The sequence below is a fragment of the Paenibacillus rhizolycopersici genome (assembly GCF_014947195.2).
GTDB classification, from domain to species: Bacteria; Bacillota; Bacilli; order Paenibacillales; family Paenibacillaceae; genus Fontibacillus; species Fontibacillus rhizolycopersici.
The window spans coordinates 95,315-114,612 of the sequence record NZ_JADCNN020000015.1; the positions used below are offsets into that span (position 1 = coordinate 95,315).

Here is a 19,298-nt window from a genome sequence, read left to right on the forward strand (position 1 = left end):
ATGAATGAGAATCTGGTGGGAGAATTCGCTGGGCTTTCGACGAAAACGCTCCTCTGGGTGGAGGAACGAGTGGGTCCAGGGGCTAAGGTTATCTCAGGAGCGTCCCTGAAGGGCGGCATTTCATCAGCAGTTTATGGGTTGAAAATAAAACAGGGTGATCACTGCCACGAAGCGGTACTGAGGCAATTTACCAATACGGAGTGGCTGCGAGAAGAGCCGGAGCTCGCTTTGCACGAGACGGCTGCGTTGCAGGCGGCGAGCGCGGCGGGACTGTCGTCGCCGCGGTGGGTCGCCTGCGATCCGGACGGCGGCGCCTGCGGCCTGCCGTCCGTGCTGATGACCCGGCTGCCCGGCCGGGTGGTGCTGGACCCGGCGGATCTGCCGGGTTGGCTGGGCGGCCTCGCCTGGAAGCTGGCGGAGATCCACGCGGCGGAGGGTCCGCCGATCGAATGGAGCTATTTTACTTACAACGAGGTGTCCCGTTTGACTGTGCCAGAGTGGACCCGGGTTCCCGAGGCGTGGGGGAGGATCATCGACCGCGTTCAGGGATTACCCTCACCGTACCGACCGCAGTTCATTCATCGCGATTATCATCCAACGAATGTGCTCTGGCAGGAGGGGGAAGTTAGCGGCGTAGTCGATTGGGTAAATGCCTGCATGGGCCCAACCGGGATCGACACCGGTCATTGCCGATTGAATCTCGTACAAATGTACGGCGTGGAGGCGGCAGATGCCTTTTTGGAAAGCTATCTTTCCGTAGCTCGGAAGGACGGATGTAACGTAAACGATCCCTATTGGGATATGCTATGCCTGATCGAAATGCTGCCGGGTCCCCCGGAAGTATACCAAGGGTGGCCGGATTTGGGGCTAGACGCGTTAACGCCGGAGCTTCTCGCTCGTCGATTGGACGAATACGCTGAGAGTCTGGTCCGAAAGCTGGCTTCATTCGTGCAGCCCAGATAGAAACAAATAGAGGATGTGCTCATAAATTGAAACATTGGAAAGCCTATTTTACGTTCGTTAGGCCTTATACGAAATGGATCTTACTCACTTTGTTCATCGGGATGCTGAAATTCGGTATCCCGTCCTTGCTGCCGTTGGTGCAGAAATACGTCGTGGACGATATCTTGTTAAACGGCGGGATCGAGCTGGACCAGAAGGTCTCGCAACTGATGATCATCCTTGGGGCAACGCTGTTCCTATTCGTGATCGTGCGCGGTCCGGTGGAATATGCGCGGCAGTATTTTGCCCAACTGATCACGGCACGGATCTTATTCGATTTACGCAACAAGCTGTATGCCCACCTGCAGCGGTTATCGCTTCGGTATTACCAGAATACGAAGGTGGGGGAGATCATCTCCCGCTTCATCAACGATGCCGAGCAGACGAAGAACATCGTCGAAGTCGGCATGATGAATGTTTGGCTCGACATGTTTACCCTGGTGTTTGTGCTTGGCTTTATGTTTTATTTGAACCCGTGGCTGACGCTTGTGGCGATTGCGATTTTCCCATTGTACGCGATCGCAGTGAAAGTGCTGTACAAGCGCTTGAAGAAGCTGACCAAAGACCGCTCCGCGGCACTTGCCGGGATTCAGGCTTATTTGCACGAACGCATTCAGGGCATCTCGGTCATCCGCAGCTTTGCCTTGGAACGGCATGACCGGAACAAATTCGAAGGCACCAACGGCCGGTTTCTGCAAAAAGCGCTAGCCCACAGCCGCTGGAACGCCTGGACATTTGCGATCATCAACACCCTCACCGACATCGCGCCGCTGCTCGTGATCGGATACGGCGGTTATCAGGTGATTTACGGGGATTTGACGTTAGGTACGTTTGTGGCCTTTTTTGGCTATCTGGATCGGCTTTATGCCCCGTTGAGACGGTTGATCAATTCATCAACGACGTTGACACAGGCTTCGGCCTCGTGGGAACGGGTGCTGGAGTTGCTGGAGGAGCCGTATGACATGACCGATGCGCCGGATGCGGCGGTACTGCCGCAGGGTAGCCATGGCGTGATGTTCCGGGAGGTGTGGTTCAAATATCACGAAGACAGCGATTGGGTGCTCAAAGACATCTCGCTCGAAGTCAATCCCGGCCAAACGGTCGCGTTCGTCGGCATGAGCGGGGGCGGGAAATCATCGTTGGTCGGACTCATTCCACGTTTCTATGACGTTCAGCGGGGAACGCTGACGGTGGGCGGCCGGGACGTCCGCGCCTGGACGATGGAAAGCCTGCGCAGCCGGATCGGCATGGTGCTGCAGGACAATTTCCTGTTTAGCGGCAGCGTGCGCGACAACATCTTATTCGGCCGCCCGGACGCGGACGAGGCGGCGGTGATCGAGGCCGCCCGCGCGGCCAATGCGCATGAGTTCATCATGCAGCTGCCGCAGGGCTACGACACCGAAGTCGGAGAGCGTGGCGTCAAACTCTCCGGCGGACAGAAGCAGCGGATCGCCATCGCGCGCGTCTTCTTAAAGGACCCGCCGATCCTCGTCCTCGACGAGGCGACGTCCGCGCTCGACCTGGAGTCGGAGCACCTGATCCAGCAGTCGTTGCAGCAACTGTCGCACGCCCGCACGACGCTGATCGTGGCGCACCGGCTGTCGACGATCACCCACGCCGACCAGATCATCGTCCTGAAGAACGGCGAAATCGCCGAGCGCGGCACGCACGACGAGCTCATGGCGAACCCGGACGGCGTGTACGCGCAGTTATACAACATCCAGCACCTGAGCCCGGCGGAGAGCGGGGAGCTGGGGTGAGGAGAGGTTAGGGGAGTTGAGGCAAGGCAAGGCACACCTTTTCCTCCTCTCGTACAAATAAGGCCCTAAAAGGGCGTTATTTCAACCTTTTAAGCCCGGATAGGCGAAATAAGGGTAAAAAGTTCCGTTATTTCTCGGAGTTAACCCCTTGGATGCCGTTTTTTTGCCGGTTCTGAGCTGAATAAGAACATATTTTACCGCTAATGTCTCCGATTTAGCTGAATAAGGAGAAATAACGGTAATAAGTTCCGTTATTCACCAGTCGTACCTGTATTCAACCGTTACTGTAGAAACATAACGTGATCTAATCACCCTATTCCACACATTGGACGCTTCTATGAGACCTTTAGGGTGAACACATAACTCTATTACTCGGAGTTTGGGCGAAATAAAGGCGTTTGGTGTCAACTAAGGTGATCATTTCGCTCTATTTTGGCTCATAACGGGCAATGATGAGGGAATAAGGTGAAATAGTAACTCTAACTCTATATATCTTGGTGCAGCAGGGCAGGCCAGATCGTGGGCATCCTAACCAGCCCCAAAATAAAAAAAGGTTGTTCTCACCGGCATCGATTGCCGGTAGAACAACCTTTTTTTGCTCCGCTACAGCTTCCCGATCACCAGCGACAAAATGCCGGCGGCGATCAGCGGGCCAACGGGGACGCCGCGGAAGAAAGCGACGCCGAGCACCGTGCCGATCAGCAACCCGGCGACGACGGTCGGCTGATTGCCCATCAGGGTTGCGCCGCGGCCGCCAAGCCAGGCGACAAGCATGCCGACGCCGATCGCGAGCAGGGACTTCCAATGGAAGAAGGAAGCCCACAACGTCTGGATGGAGATTTTGCCGCTGGCGACGGGCGTCATTACGCCGATGGTGAGAATGACGATGCCAAGCGTCAGGCCGTATTTCTCCAGCCAAGGGAAGGTATAGTGCATATGCAGCACGCGAAGCAGCAGCAGCACGATCATCGCTACGGTAATCGGCATGTTATTGCTAAAAATACCGAGCGCAGCCATCAGCAGAAGAAGCAGGGCTGTCATATCGATTTGGTTCATGATCCACCTCCTGCGGTGAAATCCGTTAAATTCTTATTCGTTGCTTGATGCTCTCGAACCGAGAATATGCTCGGCGATTAGCTTGCCATGGCCGCGTCCGGTTTCAATGAAGACCTCGTTGGCGTTACGTCCGGATGCAATTACCCCGGCAACGTAAAGTCCAGGCACGTTCGTCTCCATGGTCTCGGGATCGAACACCGGCTTCTCCATGTCGCCGGCCATGTCGACTCCGGCGGAGAATAACAGCTTGCGGTCGGGACGGAACCCGGTTAACGCCAAGACGAAATCGTTGGCGAGCTCCGTCCGTTCGCCGTTTGCCTCTTGAATGACAACGCGTTCGGGTAGGATTTCGATCACCCGCGAGTTCAGACGCAGGGCGATTTTCCCCTTGCTCACCGCACTTTCAAACAACGGCCGCACCCAAGGCTTGATGTTATCGGACAAGTCATCCCCGCGATACACGACGGTGACTTCAGCGTTCACGCGGACTAGCTCCAGCGCGGCATCCACCGCGGAGTTGCTGCCGCCGATAATCGTGACCTTCGTACCGGTATAAGGATGCGCCTCCTGGAAATAATGCGTGACCTTGTCGGTATTTTCTCCCGGAATGCCTAAAATATTGGGGTGATCGAAATACCCCGTCGAGATAATGACATGTCTAGCTTGATACTCCGCCGGCTCGCCGCCGCGTTTCTCGGAGCGGACCACAAACGTGCCGTCCGTCTGCCGCACGACTTCATTCGCTTCTTCATAGGCCAACACGGGTACGTCATAATGATCGCTCACTTTGCGGTAGTAGGCCAGCGCCTCATGGCGGAAAGGTTTATCATTTGCCGACGCAAAAGGGACATCCCCGATTTCCAGCAGTTCGGCCGTACTAAAAAACTGCATATACGTCGGGTATGAATAGATGGAATGGACAAGGCAATGTTTCTCTAGAACAAGCACCTGCAGTCCGCGACGCTGGCATTCGATGGCTGCCGATAGACCGCACGGCCCAGCTCCGATGATGATGACATCCAGCATGGGAACCTCCTCATTTACATAAATTTCAAACGATTTTTCAAAACAATTCCATCCTACCGCAAATACCTCGGAATTGCCAACCATCCGCTGGCCTTGGCAAAGGGAGAATGATGTGGCAATCCTATGACATCTTGGATTTCGAAGGTTCAAACCCACATTTTTAGAGTACACTAATAGTGTAAGCGGTTACCTAAAATTTAAAGGAAGTTTAGGAGGTACCGAACATGCTGTCCTGGTTTAGAAAACGCAAACCTGCCCGTGTCTTGGTCCCTGAAGCCATAAAGGTTAAGCTGGACGAAGTTCGACGCGCTGTGCTTCGTTATGAAGCCGATATGCCTGACGGCATAAACCGGTTATCGCTGCTGCTGCCGGACGGAAGTCTGGATATGAAACGCCTGTCGCGTTATTTGGGCGGAATTACAGATCAACGCTTTTTCTTGTCGAGAGAAACCTATGAAATATTTGCGGAAGAAGAACGCGAGATCCCGTATTATCTGGATCTGGTGCAAGCCGCCGTGGACAACTATGTTGAGGATCAAGGCAAGCTTCCGGTGCTGGACGAATCGCGCCAGTTGGAAGTCGATTGCCGACTGTTGTTGCGGGAGCATTACTTGAAAGAGCTGCCTCCCTTCCCGCTGTATGTAACTGATCAGGAAATGATGTTGACCCATCGTCCGAAACAGGTGATATAACCGTTGAAGCGCATTCCCGGGGAGCCGGGGGTGCGCTTTTTGTTTGACAGGCTGTTTTACAATAGAGAGAGACAACTGGGGAAAGTGGGGAAAGTGGATTGCAGCTAAAAGCCGTTTTGTTTGACCTGGATAATACGTTGATGGATCGCGATTACACCTTTCGCAGCTTCGCGCTGCAACTCGTGCGAGAATGCCTGGTACCGATGGACGAGAAACGACGGGAAGAGCTGGTTGCGGAAATGATTGAGCGAGATAAAGATGGATATAGGCCGAAGGAGGGCTTTTTTCAGGAGCTGATCGATTGGCTGCCTTGGCGTAAGGAGACCACGATAGAGGAGCTGAAGGCCTATTACGACCGCCATTATATGACCCATGCCAAAGCGATGGACCATACGGAGCATACCCTGCAGGCTTGCCGAGCGAAGGGACTTCGGCTTGGAATCATCACGAACGGGTACAGTCATTTGCAGCATGCAAAAATCGATCTGCTTCACCTTCGCCGGTTTTTCGATGCGATCGTGGTGTCCGGGGACGTAGAGATCCGTAAGCCGGATCGGCGGATTTATGAGCTGGCCCTGGAGCGGTTGGGGTCCTTGCCAGGGGAGACAGTGATCGTTGGCGACCATCCCCGCAACGATATCTGGGGAGCAGCGCAGGCGGGGATCCGTGGCATTTGGCTGCGGCGCAAGCACGATTGGGACGAGACGCTCGAAGGCGGCAAGCCTTGGCGGACGATTTCGGAGCTGAATGAAATCCCAGCGCTGCTGGAACAATACGAACAGGAGCCGTGCGGGACAGGAAAGGATTGACAAAGTCCGCCGTCATCCTATATGATGTGTACAAATTCTTATGAAGGAGGCTGTTATTTATGGTGAAGGTACTTGAAGTGCGCGTAAATACGGTCTCCTTGGCGGGAAAATAAGGCGCTGCATCCGATCGAATAGCGGAAGTCTATTCGAATGCAAGCAGCGCGAAGCCGCGGGACCGTTATCACGTCCCGCGGCTTTTTTATGTCCGCCGTCCCCTTAGGGTGACGGTGGGCCGTGAACTGAAGCCGCGGGACGATGGGTCCCCGCGGCTTTTTTATATGGCTGCATGCGAGGTGCCGCAGCAGCGAGCCATGGGACCGCCAAGGAGACGAGAAAACGGAACGTCGGAAGGTCATTCATTATTGATTTGAGGCAAGCAGCCCAAGGAGGAAAAGGAATTGAATTTACAAGAACTAGGATGGAACGCGGAGCGGGAGAATGCTTTTCGCGGACTGGGGATAGAGCAAGTCTGGCCCGGGCGGATCATCGCTGATCACGGCCATAAGTATCGGATCGCTTCGGAGCGAGGAGAGGGCTGGGCGGAAATGAGCGGTCGTCTGCAATACGAGCTGGGCGAACGCAGTGAGTTCCCGGCAGTAGGGGATTGGGTCGCATTGCGCTTTCTTAGCGAATCGGACGGAGATGCCGTCATACACGGCTTGCTTCCACGAAGCAGCCGAATCTCCCGTCGGGCAGCCGGGTCGGTGCCGACGGAACAAGTCGTAGCGGCCAATGTTGACCTGCTGTTTCTCGTCGCCGCGCTGAACATGGATTTTAATCTTCGCCGATTAGAGCGTTATTTGATCATGGCCTGGAACAGCGGGGCATCACCGGTCATCGTGCTGAGCAAAGCCGATTTATGCGATGATCCGGAGCGTTACGTCGCCGAGACGGAATCGATTGCGCCCGGCGTGCCCGTTATTGCGGTCAGCGCTTTGGAGGACCTAGGCAGGGAGCAAGTAGACGTTTTGCTGAAACCCGGAGTTACGGTTGCGCTTACCGGATCATCTGGGGCCGGAAAGTCGACCATTCTAAACTGGATGGCAGGGGAGGAAGTGCAGAAAACTCAGGCTATACGTGAGGACGACAGCCGGGGACGGCATACGACGACACATCGCGAGCTGTTTGTGCTTCCGCAAGGCGCGGTCATGATTGATACGCCGGGGATGCGGGAGCTGCAGCTGTGGGACGACGAAGGCGGGTGGTCCGAGGCGTTTGGCGACATCGAGGAGCTGGCGAAGCAATGCCGTTTCGGGGATTGTCGTCACCAACGAGAAGCCGGCTGTGCGGTCAGGGAGGCCCTGCAAAGCGGACAGCTTGAGCGCAAACGGTTTGAGAACTATCTGAAAACGCAGCGGGAGCTGAAGTTTCAGGCGGAAAAGGAGCAATCCCGTCAACGCTCCGTGCGAGCCGCAACATCAAGCAAAGCTGGCCGACAGGAGACGCGCGGCAAAGGCGAGCAACGGAGACGATACGCTAGCGACTGGGAGTAGGCCAACCCGCAAGGTCAGGAACAAACAAAAATAGCCAGTCAGGGATAATTCCCGACCGGCAATTTTTTATCTTACTTCGGTTGAATCGGCAGCCATTTCAGCACGTCCTGGATTTTCGCGTCCCAATAGCCCCACTCGTGGGAGCCTGGGCCTTCCTCGTAGGTCAGCGGCAGGCCGGCACGGGTGCAAGCTTCGCGGAACGTCTGGTTATCTTCGTACAGGAAATCCTCCGTGCCGCAGCACTGATACAACCGGGGAACCAGCTTGCCGTTCTGTAAGTCTTGAGCGAGCGGGTCCAACAGCGTCAGCAGATCGTTATCTGTCCCCTGCGGCCCAGACTCGCCGAAAATGCGCTGGAACAGCGGCGACAACCCATGCTGGCTGTTCGCGATGTCGAGCGCGCCCGACAAGCTGGCCGCGGCGGCAAACGTCTCCGGCTTGCGCAGCGCCAACTTGAAGGCGCCGTAACCGCCCATTGAGAGACCGGCGACAAACGTATCCTCACGCCGCTCAGACAACGGGAAGAACGACCGGCACAATCGCGGCAGCTCCTCGCTGACGAACGTCCAGTAGCGGTTGCCGTAGGCCATATCCGAATAGAAGCTCAGATCGACCTGAGGCATAACGACAGCCAGCCCTAAACCCGAAACGTAACGCTCGATGGAGGTGCGACGCAACCAGATGGAATCGTCGTCCGACATCCCGTGCAGCAGATAGAGGGTTGGGTAAGGCCCGGCCACTCCGGGAGCGGACATCCCGATTTGCGATTGTGCGGGTTCGGGCAAAATGACGGTCATCGAGGTACTGAGGCCTAACACTTCCGAGAAAAAACGACATTGAAACAGTGCCATAACGCTCATGCTCCTTTTCACCATGCCGCCTCAGGCACACGCAAAGTAAGCGTTTACCAAAGCGATCATACGGTATGGATAATCCTATATTTACACTGTCCATTATACCGCGGAAACCTTGAAATCAGAAATCATCCGAAACGCTTGACAAGAAATCGTGCTAAAATATACATAACGGGTTGTTCCAGGGCTAGAAAGTGACAACGCTGGGGGTGGATCAAGTGAATTTCCCCTGGAAAAGAAATCTGTACGTGCTGTGGCTTGGCGTATTTTTTTGCAGCACCGCGTATTCTATGGTCATTCCATTCATGTCCTTGTTTATCGCGCACGATCTTGGGGTAACCGAGCATCTAACCCTTTGGTCGGGGGTCGCGTTCGGCATTACATTTTTGGCCGGCGCTTTGATCTCTCCGTATTGGGGGTCCCTATCGGACAAGTATGGCCGGAAGCCGATGTTGCTCCGTTCCGGGTTTGCCTTAAGTGCGGTTTACCTCCTTTACTTCTTCGTCAAAGATCCTTATCAGCTGATTGCCGTTCGCATTTTATCCGGTCTATTGGCTGGATATGTGCCTTCCGCCATCGCACTGGTAGCAACGAATACGCCGGAGAAGCATGTAGGCTATTCGCTTGGAATCATGTCGACGGCCGGGGCGGCAGGAGGCATTATCGGGCCGCTGGTCGGCGGTTCGCTCAGCAAGTTTATCGGTTATCGAGAGTCGTTTTTGGCGTCGGGCTGCGTTGTGTTGATCTCGGCGTTGATTGCCCTGATCTTCGTGAAGGAGCAGAACTTTGACCGCAACCGCGAGCGTTCGCATGTGCTGGACGATCTCAAGGAAGCATCGGCCAATCGTCCGCTGATGGGGAAGCTGTTCGTCGTCCTCATCGTAACCGCTTCGGTGATGGTACTCGAGCCGCTGCTTTCTTTGTACGTGCTAGACCTAGGAGCTTCAGCTTCCAACGCGTCGTTTAGCTCAGGCATCATCTTCTCGGCGGTGGGAATCTCCACAGTAATCGCTGCTCCACTCTGGGGCAAGATCGGGGAGCGGATCGGCTACCGCAATACGCTGATGATCGGCTTGATCGGCGGCGGAGTCGGCAATATTTTGCAGCATTTCTTTCACTCTCTCGTCGGCTTCGGGGTGTTACGCTTTGTTTACGGCTTGTTCTTTGCCGCCGTGTTCCCGGCGCTAAACGCCTTAATCGTACAGGCGACGAAACCGGAATTTCGCGGGCGCGCCTTCAGCCTGAACCAATCGGCCAGCCAACTCGGGAATATGGTTGGGCCCATTGCCGGCGGGGCGCTGGGAGGATGGATCTCCATCCCGATTGTGTTCGTATTGAACGGTTTGCTGCTGGCGATCACGGCGGCGACCCTCCGATGGAAGTCGCTGTTTGGAAGCGGCCGCTCGAAGGAACGGAAATTGTCCAACTCATGAGGATCGACGAAATGAAAAAAAGGCTCCGTGCGATTCAGCGATAAGCTGAAGCACGGAGCCTTTGCTATGGATTTGCCGCTAGATTAATAGAGAGATAGCGCAAGAGAGTCAAACTCGCTCTTGCTGTGCAAGATGGCTTCTGAACCCTCGATTTCAATGCTGATGAGGGAGTTTAGGCACTTCTGCAACGCTTGCTTGCCATTATAATATTTGTACTCGAGCGCGCTCGTCAGTAGTTTCAAAGTACGCTGCACAGGCTGCTTGCTATCGACATTGAAGTAAACCGGTACCAGGTTGTTTTGGAAGTTGATCAAGATTTTCATAAGAATCACCTCTATACAGTGGTTTCATAGTACACATTGTAGAATATAAATCTTAAAAAAAGATTAAGAAAACATTATGTTTAGATAAATGTTTGATGACAACAGGCAATTCAGGACAGAAGTCGTGGTTTGAACGCCCGATACAACTAATACGGACATTCGAATCAAAAAGTTTCATGTTCTATGAAAATTATGCTTCACCTCCTATTTTCATGGGTACAATGTAATAGATTGGCAAAAATTTCCGAGCATCGGGAAATCGAATAGTGGTATGATTACTGCGTCGAACTGCGTAAGCAAGACCCAATTTGAAGGAGGTGGACGGATGTTGATTACGGATTCTCCCCGCAAGAAAAAAGTGGTGCTTCAAGCTAGCGAATGGTTGTACTTGGCAGAGCGGCTGGGTATAAACCGATGGTTGGATCCGAACCATCCCTTTCATGTCTTTTTGCGGGAGACGCCGGACCCGGATACCGGAGACGTAAGAGAGACGCTGAGAAGCAAGGGTTATATGGCGGAATCGACGCAAGGAGATCGGTTAAGCTTACCGCAGCACGTCCTGGACGATTTGGTCGTGGCATCCGCCTCAGGCAAAGCTTGCCGCCTGACCTACACCTGCGGGAAACGGAGCTATGAGGAATATCTACATATCGCTGGCGATCAGGTGATCCGGTTGGAAAGATTGGTTGAAGAGGCATGCGGTTTATCGATCGAACGGACAAACGGGGGGAAGCCGCTTAGCGGCGCGTTGGCCGGCCGGATGAAATGGAATTCACGGACGCCGGGCGAGCTTCCCGCATTGATGATGTCCAAGAAGCAGTTTGATACGGTGAAGAACCAGACTGGAGAGCTGGATCGAAATCAGCTTGCCGCCCTCCTGGCGGACATGACGGGCGATGTGGAAGGAAGTATAGCCTTGGCGAAATGTATAAAGACCCCGTTAGCCCAAGGCGAGATCCGGTTCTATGCATACAGCGGAGAGTGTTGGGAATTGCAGCAGATGCAGTTTATGAACAATACGCATATGAACTGGCTGATTCGATATAGCGCCAAGGATGAGGAAGATTGGATGATTGCGACACCAACACCCCGTCAGCAATTTCAGGAGATTCTATTGAAATGGTTCCATCAGGCGATCGAAGCTGAATGAAGGGATCACCCGAATGATATAGAGATCGAAGGCGAGACAGCTGTCTGTTAGTGACAGCTGTTTTTTTATGAACAGGAATTGATTTTAGTGTTGATAATGTATATATTGTTTATATACACTGTTAACAAAATAACCAGTCAAGAAGGTGAAGCATGGATATTTTGCTTTCCCATTCCTCGGGTGAACCGATCTATCTGCAGATCGTTACGCAAATTCGCGATGCGATCCTGCAAGGTAAGCTGGCGCCGGGGACAGCGTTACCTTCCATTCGGCAGTTGGCTAAGGATTTGCAGATCAGCGTCATTACAACGAAGCGAGCCTACAACGATTTGGAGCAGGAAGGCTTAATCGATTCGGTCGTCGGTAAAGGGTCATTCGTTTCCGGCGGAAATCAAGAATTTATCCGGGAGCAACGACTCAGAGCGCTGGAAAGCAAGCTTCGGGAAGTTCTGGAAGAATCCAAAAGCCTTCCGATGTCAACGGATGAACTGATCGAGTGGATCAAACTATTGGATCAAGTAGGAGGAGGCGCTAAAGGATGAATGCAGTTGAGGTGGAAGGGCTCGTCAAGCATTACGGGAACTTTGCGTTGTCGGGATTAAGTTTCTCCATACCGCAAGGGTACATTACCGGGCTGATTGGGCCTAACGGAGCGGGGAAAAGCACGGTGATTAAGGCAATCATGGGGATGGTGTTGCCGGAAGAAGGGCGAATCAACGTTCTTGGTCACCCCGTTACGGGGAACGAAGGCAGTTACAAGCAACAGATCGGATACATCTCCGATGAGAATATTTATTACGAATATCTGACAATGGAGCAGATGAAGCGGATCGTCGCACCCTTTTACGAACGCTGGGATGAGGCATTGTTTACGAAGTACATGGAGCTGTTTGAACTGCCGAAACGCAAAAAAATCAAGGATTGCTCCAAAGGGATGAAAATGAAGTTTGCCATTGCATTGGCACTGGCGCACCATCCGACGCTGCTGATCATGGACGAGCCGACGGCCGGATTAGACCCCGTATTTCGCCGAGAGCTCCTCGATCTGTTGGCGGATTATATTTTGGACGAAAACAATACGATTCTGTTCTCGACCCATCTCACGACCGACCTGGATCGTGTAGCGGATTACGTGACGTTCCTGAACCGCGGCGAATTGGTGTTCTCCGACAGCAAAGACGAGGTACTGGAACGCTACGTGATCGTTAAGGGGAGCAGCGAACTCCTGGATACCGATGTAAAACGGGAATTGATCGGCGTAAGGGAAACGGCAGTAGGTTTCGAGGCGCTCGCAAAAGACCAGGAGCGGGCTCATGCCCTGTTTGGGACCCATGCATTGTTCGAGCGCCCCACGCTGGAAGAGATTATGTATTTTACGGCAAAAGGGGGGAAAGTGAATGCCTAACCTCATTCATCTTGTTCGTAAGGACTTCCTGCTGTTGCAGCGGTATCTCTGGCTTCTATTCATTTATATGGTGGTGTTCTCCGGGTTCGTGCAGTCGGATGGCTCGCCTTTGTACGGCATGCTGCCGGGGATGGTGCTGATTCTGGCGCTGAATGCCGATATGCGTCTTCCCAATCAGCAATTTCTAGTCAATTTACCCGTACGCCGGAGTTATCTCGTTTTATCCAAATACGTTTCCGCTTTTGTTTTAATGCTGATCGCTTTTGTGTTCTGCATTCTGTTAAACACCGGGGCGAACGTGGTTCATGGCCAGCCGGCAACTTTCAACTTCGGTCAAATGCTTGGGATCTTCTTGGCGCAAATCGTGTTTATGGCGATTTATATCCCGATCTACTATTGGCTGGGTTTGAAAGGTGCGCAATATTTGAATGTGGCGATGATCATCGTGGTGATGATCGGTAGCCAACTCTCGTCGAACTTGTTGAGCGACGAAGATAGCTTGCAATTGTCAGCTTCCATCTCCACCCATCCCGTTGCAACAGGTCTTCTCGGGGCTAGCGTGGGGATTCTGGCCCTCGTAGTTTCTTATCTTATCTCCCGCATGATTTTTGCCCGTCGGGATTTGTAATCGCGTCGGGTTGACTTAAAAACACCCCGAAATGGGTAATCTGGATAAAGGCAGGAAGATTATCGCCCAAGAACCCATTTTCATCTCAGGAGTGTGAAGCCATGACAAGCAATCAGACGACGAATCGCGAACGGTTCCGGGGGAAAACGGCGATCATCACCGGAGCCGGTTCCGGCATTGGTAAGGCGGCGGCGGTGAAGTTGGCCAGCGAAGGGGCGCAGGTGGCGTTGTTCGATCTGCTGGATGAGCGCACGGAGCAGGCGGCACGTGAAATCAATGCCATCCGCGAAGGGGCGGCCCAAGCGTATGACGTCGATGTGGCAGACCCGCATCGGGTTGAGCAGGCGGTTCGCGAAGCGGCCGAGCACTTCGGCGGCATCGATGTCGTATTCGCTAATGCGGGCATCAACGGCAAGCTGGCACCGGTCGAAGATTTAAGCTTCGAGGATTGGGAGAAGACGCTAAGCATCAATCTGACGGGCACGTTCTTAACCGTAAAATATACCGTCCCCTATTTAAAGCAACGGGGCGGCGGAAGCATCATCATTACCAGCTCCATCAACGGGAATGATACATTTTCCGGCTTTGGCATGTCGGCTTACAGTACAACCAAAGCGGGGCAGGTGGCTTTTGCCAAAATGTTGGCTCTGGAGCTGGCCCAATTCAAAATTCGCGTGAATGCCATCAGCCCAGGCGCCATTTCCACCAACATTGACGCTTCGACGGAGAAGAGCAAGGAGCTGCAGGAAATCGTTATCCCTGTTAAATATCCGGAGGGGTCGCAGCCCCTGGCGGACGGACCGGGCCAACCGGAACATGTCGCGGATCTCGTCGCTTTTCTGGGTTCCGATGAAGCGATCCACATCACCGGTGCCCGGATCGTGATTGATGGGGCAGAGTCGCTGTTATAGAGGATAACCGCATTGCTGTGGTCATGCCGCCGCTCTAGTATGTGTGCGGGAGCAAAGACCGACCGAGTTTGGATGCCTTAGCCCGAGACTGTCAGGAAATGACCTTCTCGGGCGTTCTTGACGTGGACGCGCACGTACAACGATACTCGATTATGAACCATGTAAGGGGGCTGGATGATGAAGCAAAACAAATAAGGTGGGGAAGGGGCAAACTGGTTTCAGGATTAGAGCGGTGAATGAACCCATTCCTTCCGAAGAAATGTTGAGAAACACTCCTGAAATGGTGGATGAATTGCGAAGACCTATGTTTTTAATGATTTCTGCTGAAAAGCCCTGAGGGGAGGAATTGGCTTGCTGTCATGGTTGGCGGAACAAAAAATTGCGGAAGCGATGGCGCGCGGGGAGTTCGACGATTTACCCGGGAAGGGGAAGCCGCTGAAAGTTGAAGATTTGTCCGGAGTTCCGGAGGACCTCAGGATGGCTTATAAGTTGATGAAAAATGCTGGGTATGTCCCCGAAGAAATCCAGTTGCAGCAGGAGATGGTCCGGCTCGCCGACCTGCTGGCCGCCTGTGAGGAGGGGCCGGAGAAGCAGGCCTTGAAGAAGCAAGTGTCGGAGCAACGTCTGCGGTTAAACCTGCTGGCTGACGAGCGCGGTCTGCTGACGAATCCGGCGTTCCGGCAGTATGAAGAGGCGATCCGCCGGAAGCTGGAGTAGGAGGGACATGGTGCTGGGGCCTGGGGCGGGCAGCTTACGACAGGGAGGTACCGGGAAGCAGTTGTCGTATCATCGTTTCGGTCAACACAAACGGTTCCCGCGATATTCGGTCCAAGTGGAAGTCGGGAATCAGGTCCTTGGCGGATACGTCTTCCGGTTGGTCAAGTAAGCCGCTGATGTAGGCGAGCCAGCCGATAACCGTTTCCGGCTTTGTGCCGGCGGCACGGAGCGCGGAGATCCCCAGATCGCCGTGACGTTTGGCCAGCCGCCGTCCGTCCTCGCCGAGAATGAGCGGGGCGTGGGCGAACGTCGGCGGCGTGAGCCCTAACGCAGCATAGAGGTGAAGCTGACGCGGAGTCGAATCCAGCAGATCGTCGCCGCGCAGGACATCGGTGATGCCCATCCGAGCATCGTCAACGGTCACCGCCAGCTGATAGGAGTACAGGTGATCGGCTCGCCGCACCACAAAATCACCGCCGCTTCCCGGCGGGAAGACCTGCGGCCCGGCGATGCCGTCGACGAAGCTGACGGCCGCAGGGTCGATCGCGAAGCGAAGCGACGGCTCTTTGTGCTGCGCCCGACGTTCCCGTTCTTCCGCGCTTAAGCTACGGCAGGTGCCGGGATAGGGCGCGCCTTCCGAGGATAATCCGTGCGGCGCACCGGCCACGGCCAGCAGCTCGGCCCGGCTGCAAAAGCACGGGTACAGCCGTCCGTCCGCGTCAAGCTTCCCGAGTGCTTCCTCATAGAGCTCGGTTCGCTGGCTTTGATAGTACGGTCCGGAAATTTCTGAAGCGCCCGGACCTTCATCCCAATCCAGTCCCAGCCAGCGAAGATCGGTGAGGATCCGTTCCGTGATCTCTGGCTTGGAGCGCTGCGTGTCGATATCTTCAATGCGCAGCACGAAGACCCCTCCGGCCGCACGCATTTGCAGCCAGGATAACAGCGCAATCTTGGCATTTCCTAAATGCATGTCGCCGGAAGGCGTAGGTGCAAAACGACCGCGTTTCATGTTGCTTCACTTCCTTGGTTTATCCTAGATTGAATTCGATTTTTCGCTTATAAAATGTAACTGACGTTAAAAATTCCGAAGTCTATTCGGTTTTTCATATAGATTCTACTCTTACGTGCTCTAATTGCGCAAATGGATATGAAATATCATATTCATTTCGAAGAAGTCGCCGATCACGTTGGATTCTATTCGATTTTTCGCATACATTCGTCCGATTGCTTCTAATGGTCCATGGCGGGAGGTACTTTACAAGCGTGCTTCGGGCTCGCGGGGTTCGCCGCTGCTCTCCGGTTTGAAGGAGCAGCCGGGGGCGGGAGGCTCCATCTTCTCGATGTCGATTTTGCGGATTCGGCTGTCTTCGCGTTCCAGTACTGTAAACTGCAAGTCCCCATAGACCAGCTGCGTTCCTACTTCAATATCAAGGTTCTGGCCATAGATCCAGCCTCCGATCGTATCCGCATCCTCTTCCTCCAACTCGGCGTCCAGCCAATCGTTGATTAACGAAACCGAAACTTTGCCGTCAACGATGAGGTGATTCGCTGCAACCTCCGTAATTTCCTGCTCTTCCTCCGCATCGAATTCATCCCGAATGTCGCCGACGATTTCCTCCAGAATGTCCTCAATCGTAACCATTCCGCTTGTTCCGCCGTATTCGTCGATCAGTACGGCTATATGCGTACGTTCCTTTTGCATCTTAGTCAGCAAAGCAGGGAGGGGAATGTTCTCCGAGACGGTCATCACCGGCCGGACCAACGAAGCCAAAGGAGCCCCCGCCTGATTGTCAGGGGCTAGAAATAACGCTTTCGTATTGATGACGCCGATAATATTGTCTTTATTTTGGCGGATAACAGGGAATCTCGTATATTGTTCTTGGCGAATGATTCGCAAATTTTCCTCGCGGGACTTGGTCGCATCCAAACAGACCATGTCGGTTCTCGGGACCATGATGTCTTTGGCGAGCAGCTCGTCGAAGGTGAAGATCCGGTTCATGAAGCTGTACTCATTCATGTTGATTTGACCGCTTTCCAGGCTTTCGCTCAGCAGTATCCGCAGTTCCTCTTCACTATGCGCGTCGCTCCATTCCGCTGCGGGTTTTAGGCCAAGAAGCGAAACGATACGGCGGGAGGAACGATTGAGCAGCCAGAGGAAGGGGGACAGCAGGGTACTCAGCCCTAACAGCGGCCAGGCTGCGGTCAAGAGGATGGCTTCTCCGCGCTGGGCGGCCAGCACCTGAGGGACCAATCCGCCAAGCACGACATGCAAGTAGGTGATCAACACGAAGGCAATCAGAAAGGAGAAGAAAGTTTCCACTGTGGTGGATAACGGAAGGTAGGCAAACGAAGGCGACAGCACGCTGCGGACAGCTGGTTGGCCAAGCCATCCCAGTGTCAACGAGTTGGCTGTGATCGCCAGTTGGCAGGTCGACAATGCCTGATCGATTCGTTCCGACAAGGCCCGGAGTGCTGCCACACCGCGACGTCCTTCCCGTTCCCAAGCCTCGATGGTTCGTGGGCGCAGGGCACGCAGGGAAGCCTCCATGATGACGAACAATGCGGTTAAGGCAATCAGTAGAAAAATGACGAGTAGCTTGAACATGATGTTTGCCCTCCAGTCCTTTAAGACCTTGCTCCATATGGTAAAATGTTTTCATAGTGTAACCCGTAAGGAGAGAATCATGACAAAGCTTCCTTTGCCTATTGATGAAGTTATACCTGAACTAAAAACGGCGCTTGGCCGTTCGGGAACTGCCGTACTGCTGGCAGAGCCCGGTGCGGGCAAGACGACGCGGGTGCCGCTGTCGCTGCTAAGCGAACCTTGGATGGAAGGACAGCGGATCCTGCTGCTGGAACCGCGTCGGTTAGCAGCTCGGGCCGCTGCTGTATATATGGCATCCCAGCTTGGTGAAGCCGTTGGTGAGACGGTCGGCTACCGGATGCGGGGAGACAGCCGGGTATCGGCGAAAACGCGGATTACGGTCGTGACTGAAGGGATATTGACACGGCTGCTGCAGCAAGATCCGGCGTTGATCGGAACCGGTTTGATTATTTTTGACGAATTTCATGAGCGTAGCTTGCATGCCGATCTCGGACTGGCATTGGCCTGGCAAAGCCGCCAGTTGCTACGCGACGATTTGCGGCTGCTGGTCATGTCGGCGACGCTAGACCCAGGGCCGATCGCGGACTTGCTGGATGGCGCGCCGGTCGTGCAAAGCCGGGGGCGGATGTTCCCGGTGGAGACGGTGTATGCGCCGGGCACACCTAAGGAGTCGCTGGAACGTACGGTGGACCGGGCCGTTCGCCGGTCCTTAACGGCGCATGACGGCAGCGTGCTGGTGTTTCTGCCAGGCGCGCGGGAGATCCGCCGCGCCGAGTCGCTGCTGGCGGGCGGCGGGTTACCCGCCGACGTCATGCTGGCGCCGCTGTACGGCGCGCTGCCGCAAGCGGAGCAGCGGCGGGCGATCGAACCCGCGCCGGCGGGGCGGCGCAAAGTCGTGCTGGCGACGTCGATCGCCGAGTCGAGCCTGACGGTGGACGGCGTGACGGTGGTGATCGACAGCGGTCTCCGCCGCACGTCGTTGTTCTCGCCGCGCACCGGCATGAGCCGGCTCGTGACGGCGCGCGCGGCCCGCGACTCCGCCGACCAGCGGCGGGGGCGTGCCGGGCGAACGGCGCCCGGCGTGTGCTACCGCCTCTGGAGCGAGGCGGAGGACCGACTGCTGGCGGCGCGGACGCCGCCGGAGATGCTCGAGGCGGACCTCGCGCCGCTCGCGCTGGAGCTGGCGGCGTGGGGCGCCGCCGCGCCGGGCGAGCTGGCGTGGCTCGACGCGCCGCCGCCGGCGCCGTACGCGCGCGCCGTCCAGCTGCTGCGCCAGCTGGACGCGCTGGATTCGGCCGGGCGCATCACCGCCCACGGCCGCCGCATGGCCGCGCTCGGGCTGCACCCGCGCCTGGCGCATATGCTCCTGCGGGCGCGCGAGCTGGGGCTCGGCTCGCCGGCTTGCGCGCTGGCCGCGCTGCTCGAAGAGCGCGA

At 55.0% G+C, this 19,298-nt stretch carries 19 protein-coding genes and 1 pseudogene; 14 read left to right on the forward strand and 6 right to left on the reverse strand.

What is annotated here, in order from left to right:
* Entirely contained in the window at positions 1–963 is a 963-nt protein-coding gene (locus tag IM700_RS16065; protein WP_193415272.1) for an aminoglycoside phosphotransferase family protein, read from the forward strand.
* A 26-nt stretch (positions 964–989) separates the two neighbouring features.
* Complete coding sequence (locus IM700_RS16070) at positions 990–2,762, forward strand: ABC transporter ATP-binding protein (RefSeq protein ID WP_193415273.1); 1,773 nt, start codon at positions 990–992, stop codon at positions 2,760–2,762.
* Between the two features lie 603 nt (positions 2,763–3,365).
* Here the strand turns inward: IM700_RS16070 and IM700_RS16075 are convergent.
* Together IM700_RS16075 and IM700_RS16080 are read right to left on the reverse strand one after the other, a co-directional pair.
* Positions 3,366–3,818 carry a DUF441 domain-containing protein gene (locus tag IM700_RS16075; protein WP_155608821.1) on the reverse strand — a complete coding sequence of 151 codons (453 nt, stop codon included), beginning with the start codon at positions 3,816–3,818 and terminating at the stop codon, positions 3,366–3,368.
* 33 nt (positions 3,819–3,851) lie between these two features.
* Positions 3,852–4,844 carry a YpdA family putative bacillithiol disulfide reductase gene (locus IM700_RS16080; protein ID WP_193415274.1) on the reverse strand — a complete coding sequence of 331 codons (993 nt, stop codon included), beginning with the start codon at positions 4,842–4,844 and terminating at the stop codon, positions 3,852–3,854.
* Between the two features lie 224 nt (positions 4,845–5,068).
* Here IM700_RS16080 and IM700_RS16085 point away from each other — a divergent pair, with 224 nt between their 5' ends.
* The 3 genes from IM700_RS16085 to rsgA all read left to right on the forward strand — a co-directional run bounded on the left by IM700_RS16085 (position 5,069) and on the right by rsgA (position 7,838).
* Positions 5,069–5,536, forward strand: coding sequence for a DUF3939 domain-containing protein (locus tag IM700_RS16085; protein WP_155608823.1), 468 nt, complete (start codon positions 5,069–5,071; stop codon positions 5,534–5,536).
* A gap of 98 nt (positions 5,537–5,634) precedes the next feature.
* Positions 5,635–6,345, forward strand: coding sequence for an HAD family hydrolase (locus IM700_RS16090; protein ID WP_193415275.1), 711 nt, complete (start codon positions 5,635–5,637; stop codon positions 6,343–6,345).
* A 398-nt stretch (positions 6,346–6,743) separates the two neighbouring features.
* Positions 6,744–7,838 carry a ribosome small subunit-dependent GTPase A gene (gene rsgA, locus IM700_RS16095; RefSeq protein ID WP_239483950.1) on the forward strand — a complete coding sequence of 365 codons (1,095 nt, stop codon included), beginning with the start codon at positions 6,744–6,746 and terminating at the stop codon, positions 7,836–7,838.
* Positions 7,839–7,909: 71 nt separating this feature from the next.
* On the opposite strand, the gene IM700_RS16100 is transcribed toward rsgA, so the two are convergent.
* A complete protein-coding gene (locus IM700_RS16100; protein ID WP_193415276.1) occupies positions 7,910–8,689 on the reverse strand; it encodes an alpha/beta hydrolase in 780 nt (259 codons plus the stop codon).
* A gap of 221 nt (positions 8,690–8,910) precedes the next feature.
* On the opposite strand from IM700_RS16100, the gene IM700_RS16105 reads away from it, so the two are divergent.
* Complete coding sequence (locus tag IM700_RS16105; protein WP_193415277.1) at positions 8,911–10,125, forward strand: MFS transporter; 1,215 nt, start codon at positions 8,911–8,913, stop codon at positions 10,123–10,125.
* A gap of 83 nt (positions 10,126–10,208) precedes the next feature.
* On the opposite strand, the gene IM700_RS16110 is transcribed toward IM700_RS16105, so the two are convergent.
* Positions 10,209–10,448: a hypothetical protein gene (locus tag IM700_RS16110; protein WP_155608826.1), complete on the reverse strand. Its 240-nt coding sequence runs from the start codon at positions 10,446–10,448 to the stop codon at positions 10,209–10,211.
* Positions 10,449–10,773: 325 nt separating this feature from the next.
* Here IM700_RS16110 and IM700_RS16115 point away from each other — a divergent pair, with 325 nt between their 5' ends.
* From IM700_RS16115 to IM700_RS16140, 7 genes and pseudogenes are all read left to right on the forward strand, one after another.
* Positions 10,774–11,598, forward strand: a complete 825-nt coding sequence (locus tag IM700_RS16115; protein ID WP_193415278.1) for a hypothetical protein — start codon at positions 10,774–10,776, stop codon at positions 11,596–11,598.
* 152 nt (positions 11,599–11,750) lie between these two features.
* Complete coding sequence (locus tag IM700_RS16120) at positions 11,751–12,140, forward strand: GntR family transcriptional regulator (protein ID WP_155608828.1); 390 nt, start codon at positions 11,751–11,753, stop codon at positions 12,138–12,140.
* Positions 12,137–13,003, forward strand: coding sequence for an ABC transporter ATP-binding protein (locus tag IM700_RS16125; protein ID WP_193415279.1), 867 nt, complete (start codon positions 12,137–12,139; stop codon positions 13,001–13,003). Before IM700_RS16120 ends, IM700_RS16125 begins: the two co-directional genes overlap by 4 nt.
* The gene (locus IM700_RS16130) at positions 12,996–13,631 is read left to right on the forward strand and encodes an ABC-2 transporter permease (protein WP_193415280.1); all 636 of its coding nucleotides are present in this window, start codon (positions 12,996–12,998) and stop codon (positions 13,629–13,631) included. Before IM700_RS16125 ends, IM700_RS16130 begins: the two co-directional genes overlap by 8 nt.
* 101 nt (positions 13,632–13,732) lie before the next feature.
* The gene (locus tag IM700_RS16135) at positions 13,733–14,542 is read left to right on the forward strand and encodes an SDR family oxidoreductase (protein WP_155608831.1); all 810 of its coding nucleotides are present in this window, start codon (positions 13,733–13,735) and stop codon (positions 14,540–14,542) included.
* A 214-nt stretch (positions 14,543–14,756) separates the two neighbouring features.
* Positions 14,757–14,879 (forward strand): annotated as a pseudogene (locus IM700_RS23260) (class I SAM-dependent methyltransferase); the annotation flags it as partial.
* Positions 14,880–14,887: 8 nt separating this feature from the next.
* Entirely contained in the window at positions 14,888–15,259 is a 372-nt protein-coding gene (locus tag IM700_RS16140) for a DnaJ family domain-containing protein (protein WP_193415396.1), read from the forward strand.
* A 34-nt stretch (positions 15,260–15,293) separates the two neighbouring features.
* Here the strand turns inward: IM700_RS16140 and gluQRS are convergent, their stop codons facing one another.
* Both gluQRS and IM700_RS16150 read right to left on the reverse strand, forming a co-directional pair.
* Positions 15,294–16,268, reverse strand: a complete 975-nt coding sequence (gene gluQRS, locus IM700_RS16145; RefSeq protein ID WP_193415281.1) for a tRNA glutamyl-Q(34) synthetase GluQRS — start codon at positions 16,266–16,268, stop codon at positions 15,294–15,296.
* A 246-nt stretch (positions 16,269–16,514) separates the two neighbouring features.
* A complete protein-coding gene (locus IM700_RS16150) occupies positions 16,515–17,864 on the reverse strand; it encodes a hemolysin family protein (RefSeq protein ID WP_193415282.1) in 1,350 nt (449 codons plus the stop codon).
* 79 nt (positions 17,865–17,943) lie between these two features.
* On the opposite strand from IM700_RS16150, the gene hrpB reads away from it, so the two are divergent.
* The coding region (hrpB, locus tag IM700_RS16155) for an ATP-dependent helicase HrpB (protein ID WP_204801175.1) at positions 17,944–19,298 on the forward strand (1,355 nt) is incomplete at its 3' end.

Bases quoted from the DNA above. Each gene is read 5' to 3' on its own strand.
- IM700_RS16065 (WP_193415272.1), top strand. From the start codon at position 1: ATGAATGAGAATCTGGTGGGAGAATTCGCTGGGCTTTCGACGAAAACG.
- IM700_RS16075 (WP_155608821.1), bottom strand. From the start codon at position 3,818: ATGAACCAAATCGATATGACAGCCCTGCTTCTTCTGCTGATGGCTGCG.
- IM700_RS16080 (WP_193415274.1), bottom strand. From the start codon at position 4,844: ATGCTGGATGTCATCATCATCGGAGCTGGGCCGTGCGGTCTATCGGCA.
- IM700_RS16085 (WP_155608823.1), top strand. From the start codon at position 5,069: ATGCTGTCCTGGTTTAGAAAACGCAAACCTGCCCGTGTCTTGGTCCCT.
- IM700_RS16100 (WP_193415276.1), bottom strand. From the start codon at position 8,689: ATGGCACTGTTTCAATGTCGTTTTTTCTCGGAAGTGTTAGGCCTCAGT.
- IM700_RS16110 (WP_155608826.1), bottom strand. From the start codon at position 10,448: ATGAAAATCTTGATCAACTTCCAAAACAACCTGGTACCGGTTTACTTC.
- IM700_RS16115 (WP_193415278.1), top strand. From the start codon at position 10,774: ATGTTGATTACGGATTCTCCCCGCAAGAAAAAAGTGGTGCTTCAAGCT.
- IM700_RS16120 (WP_155608828.1), top strand. From the start codon at position 11,751: ATGGATATTTTGCTTTCCCATTCCTCGGGTGAACCGATCTATCTGCAG.
- IM700_RS16125 (WP_193415279.1), top strand. From the start codon at position 12,137: ATGAATGCAGTTGAGGTGGAAGGGCTCGTCAAGCATTACGGGAACTTT.
- IM700_RS16130 (WP_193415280.1), top strand. From the start codon at position 12,996: ATGCCTAACCTCATTCATCTTGTTCGTAAGGACTTCCTGCTGTTGCAG.
- IM700_RS16135 (WP_155608831.1), top strand. From the start codon at position 13,733: ATGACAAGCAATCAGACGACGAATCGCGAACGGTTCCGGGGGAAAACG.
- gluQRS (WP_193415281.1), bottom strand. From the start codon at position 16,268: ATGAAACGCGGTCGTTTTGCACCTACGCCTTCCGGCGACATGCATTTA.
- IM700_RS16150 (WP_193415282.1), bottom strand. From the start codon at position 17,864: ATGTTCAAGCTACTCGTCATTTTTCTACTGATTGCCTTAACCGCATTG.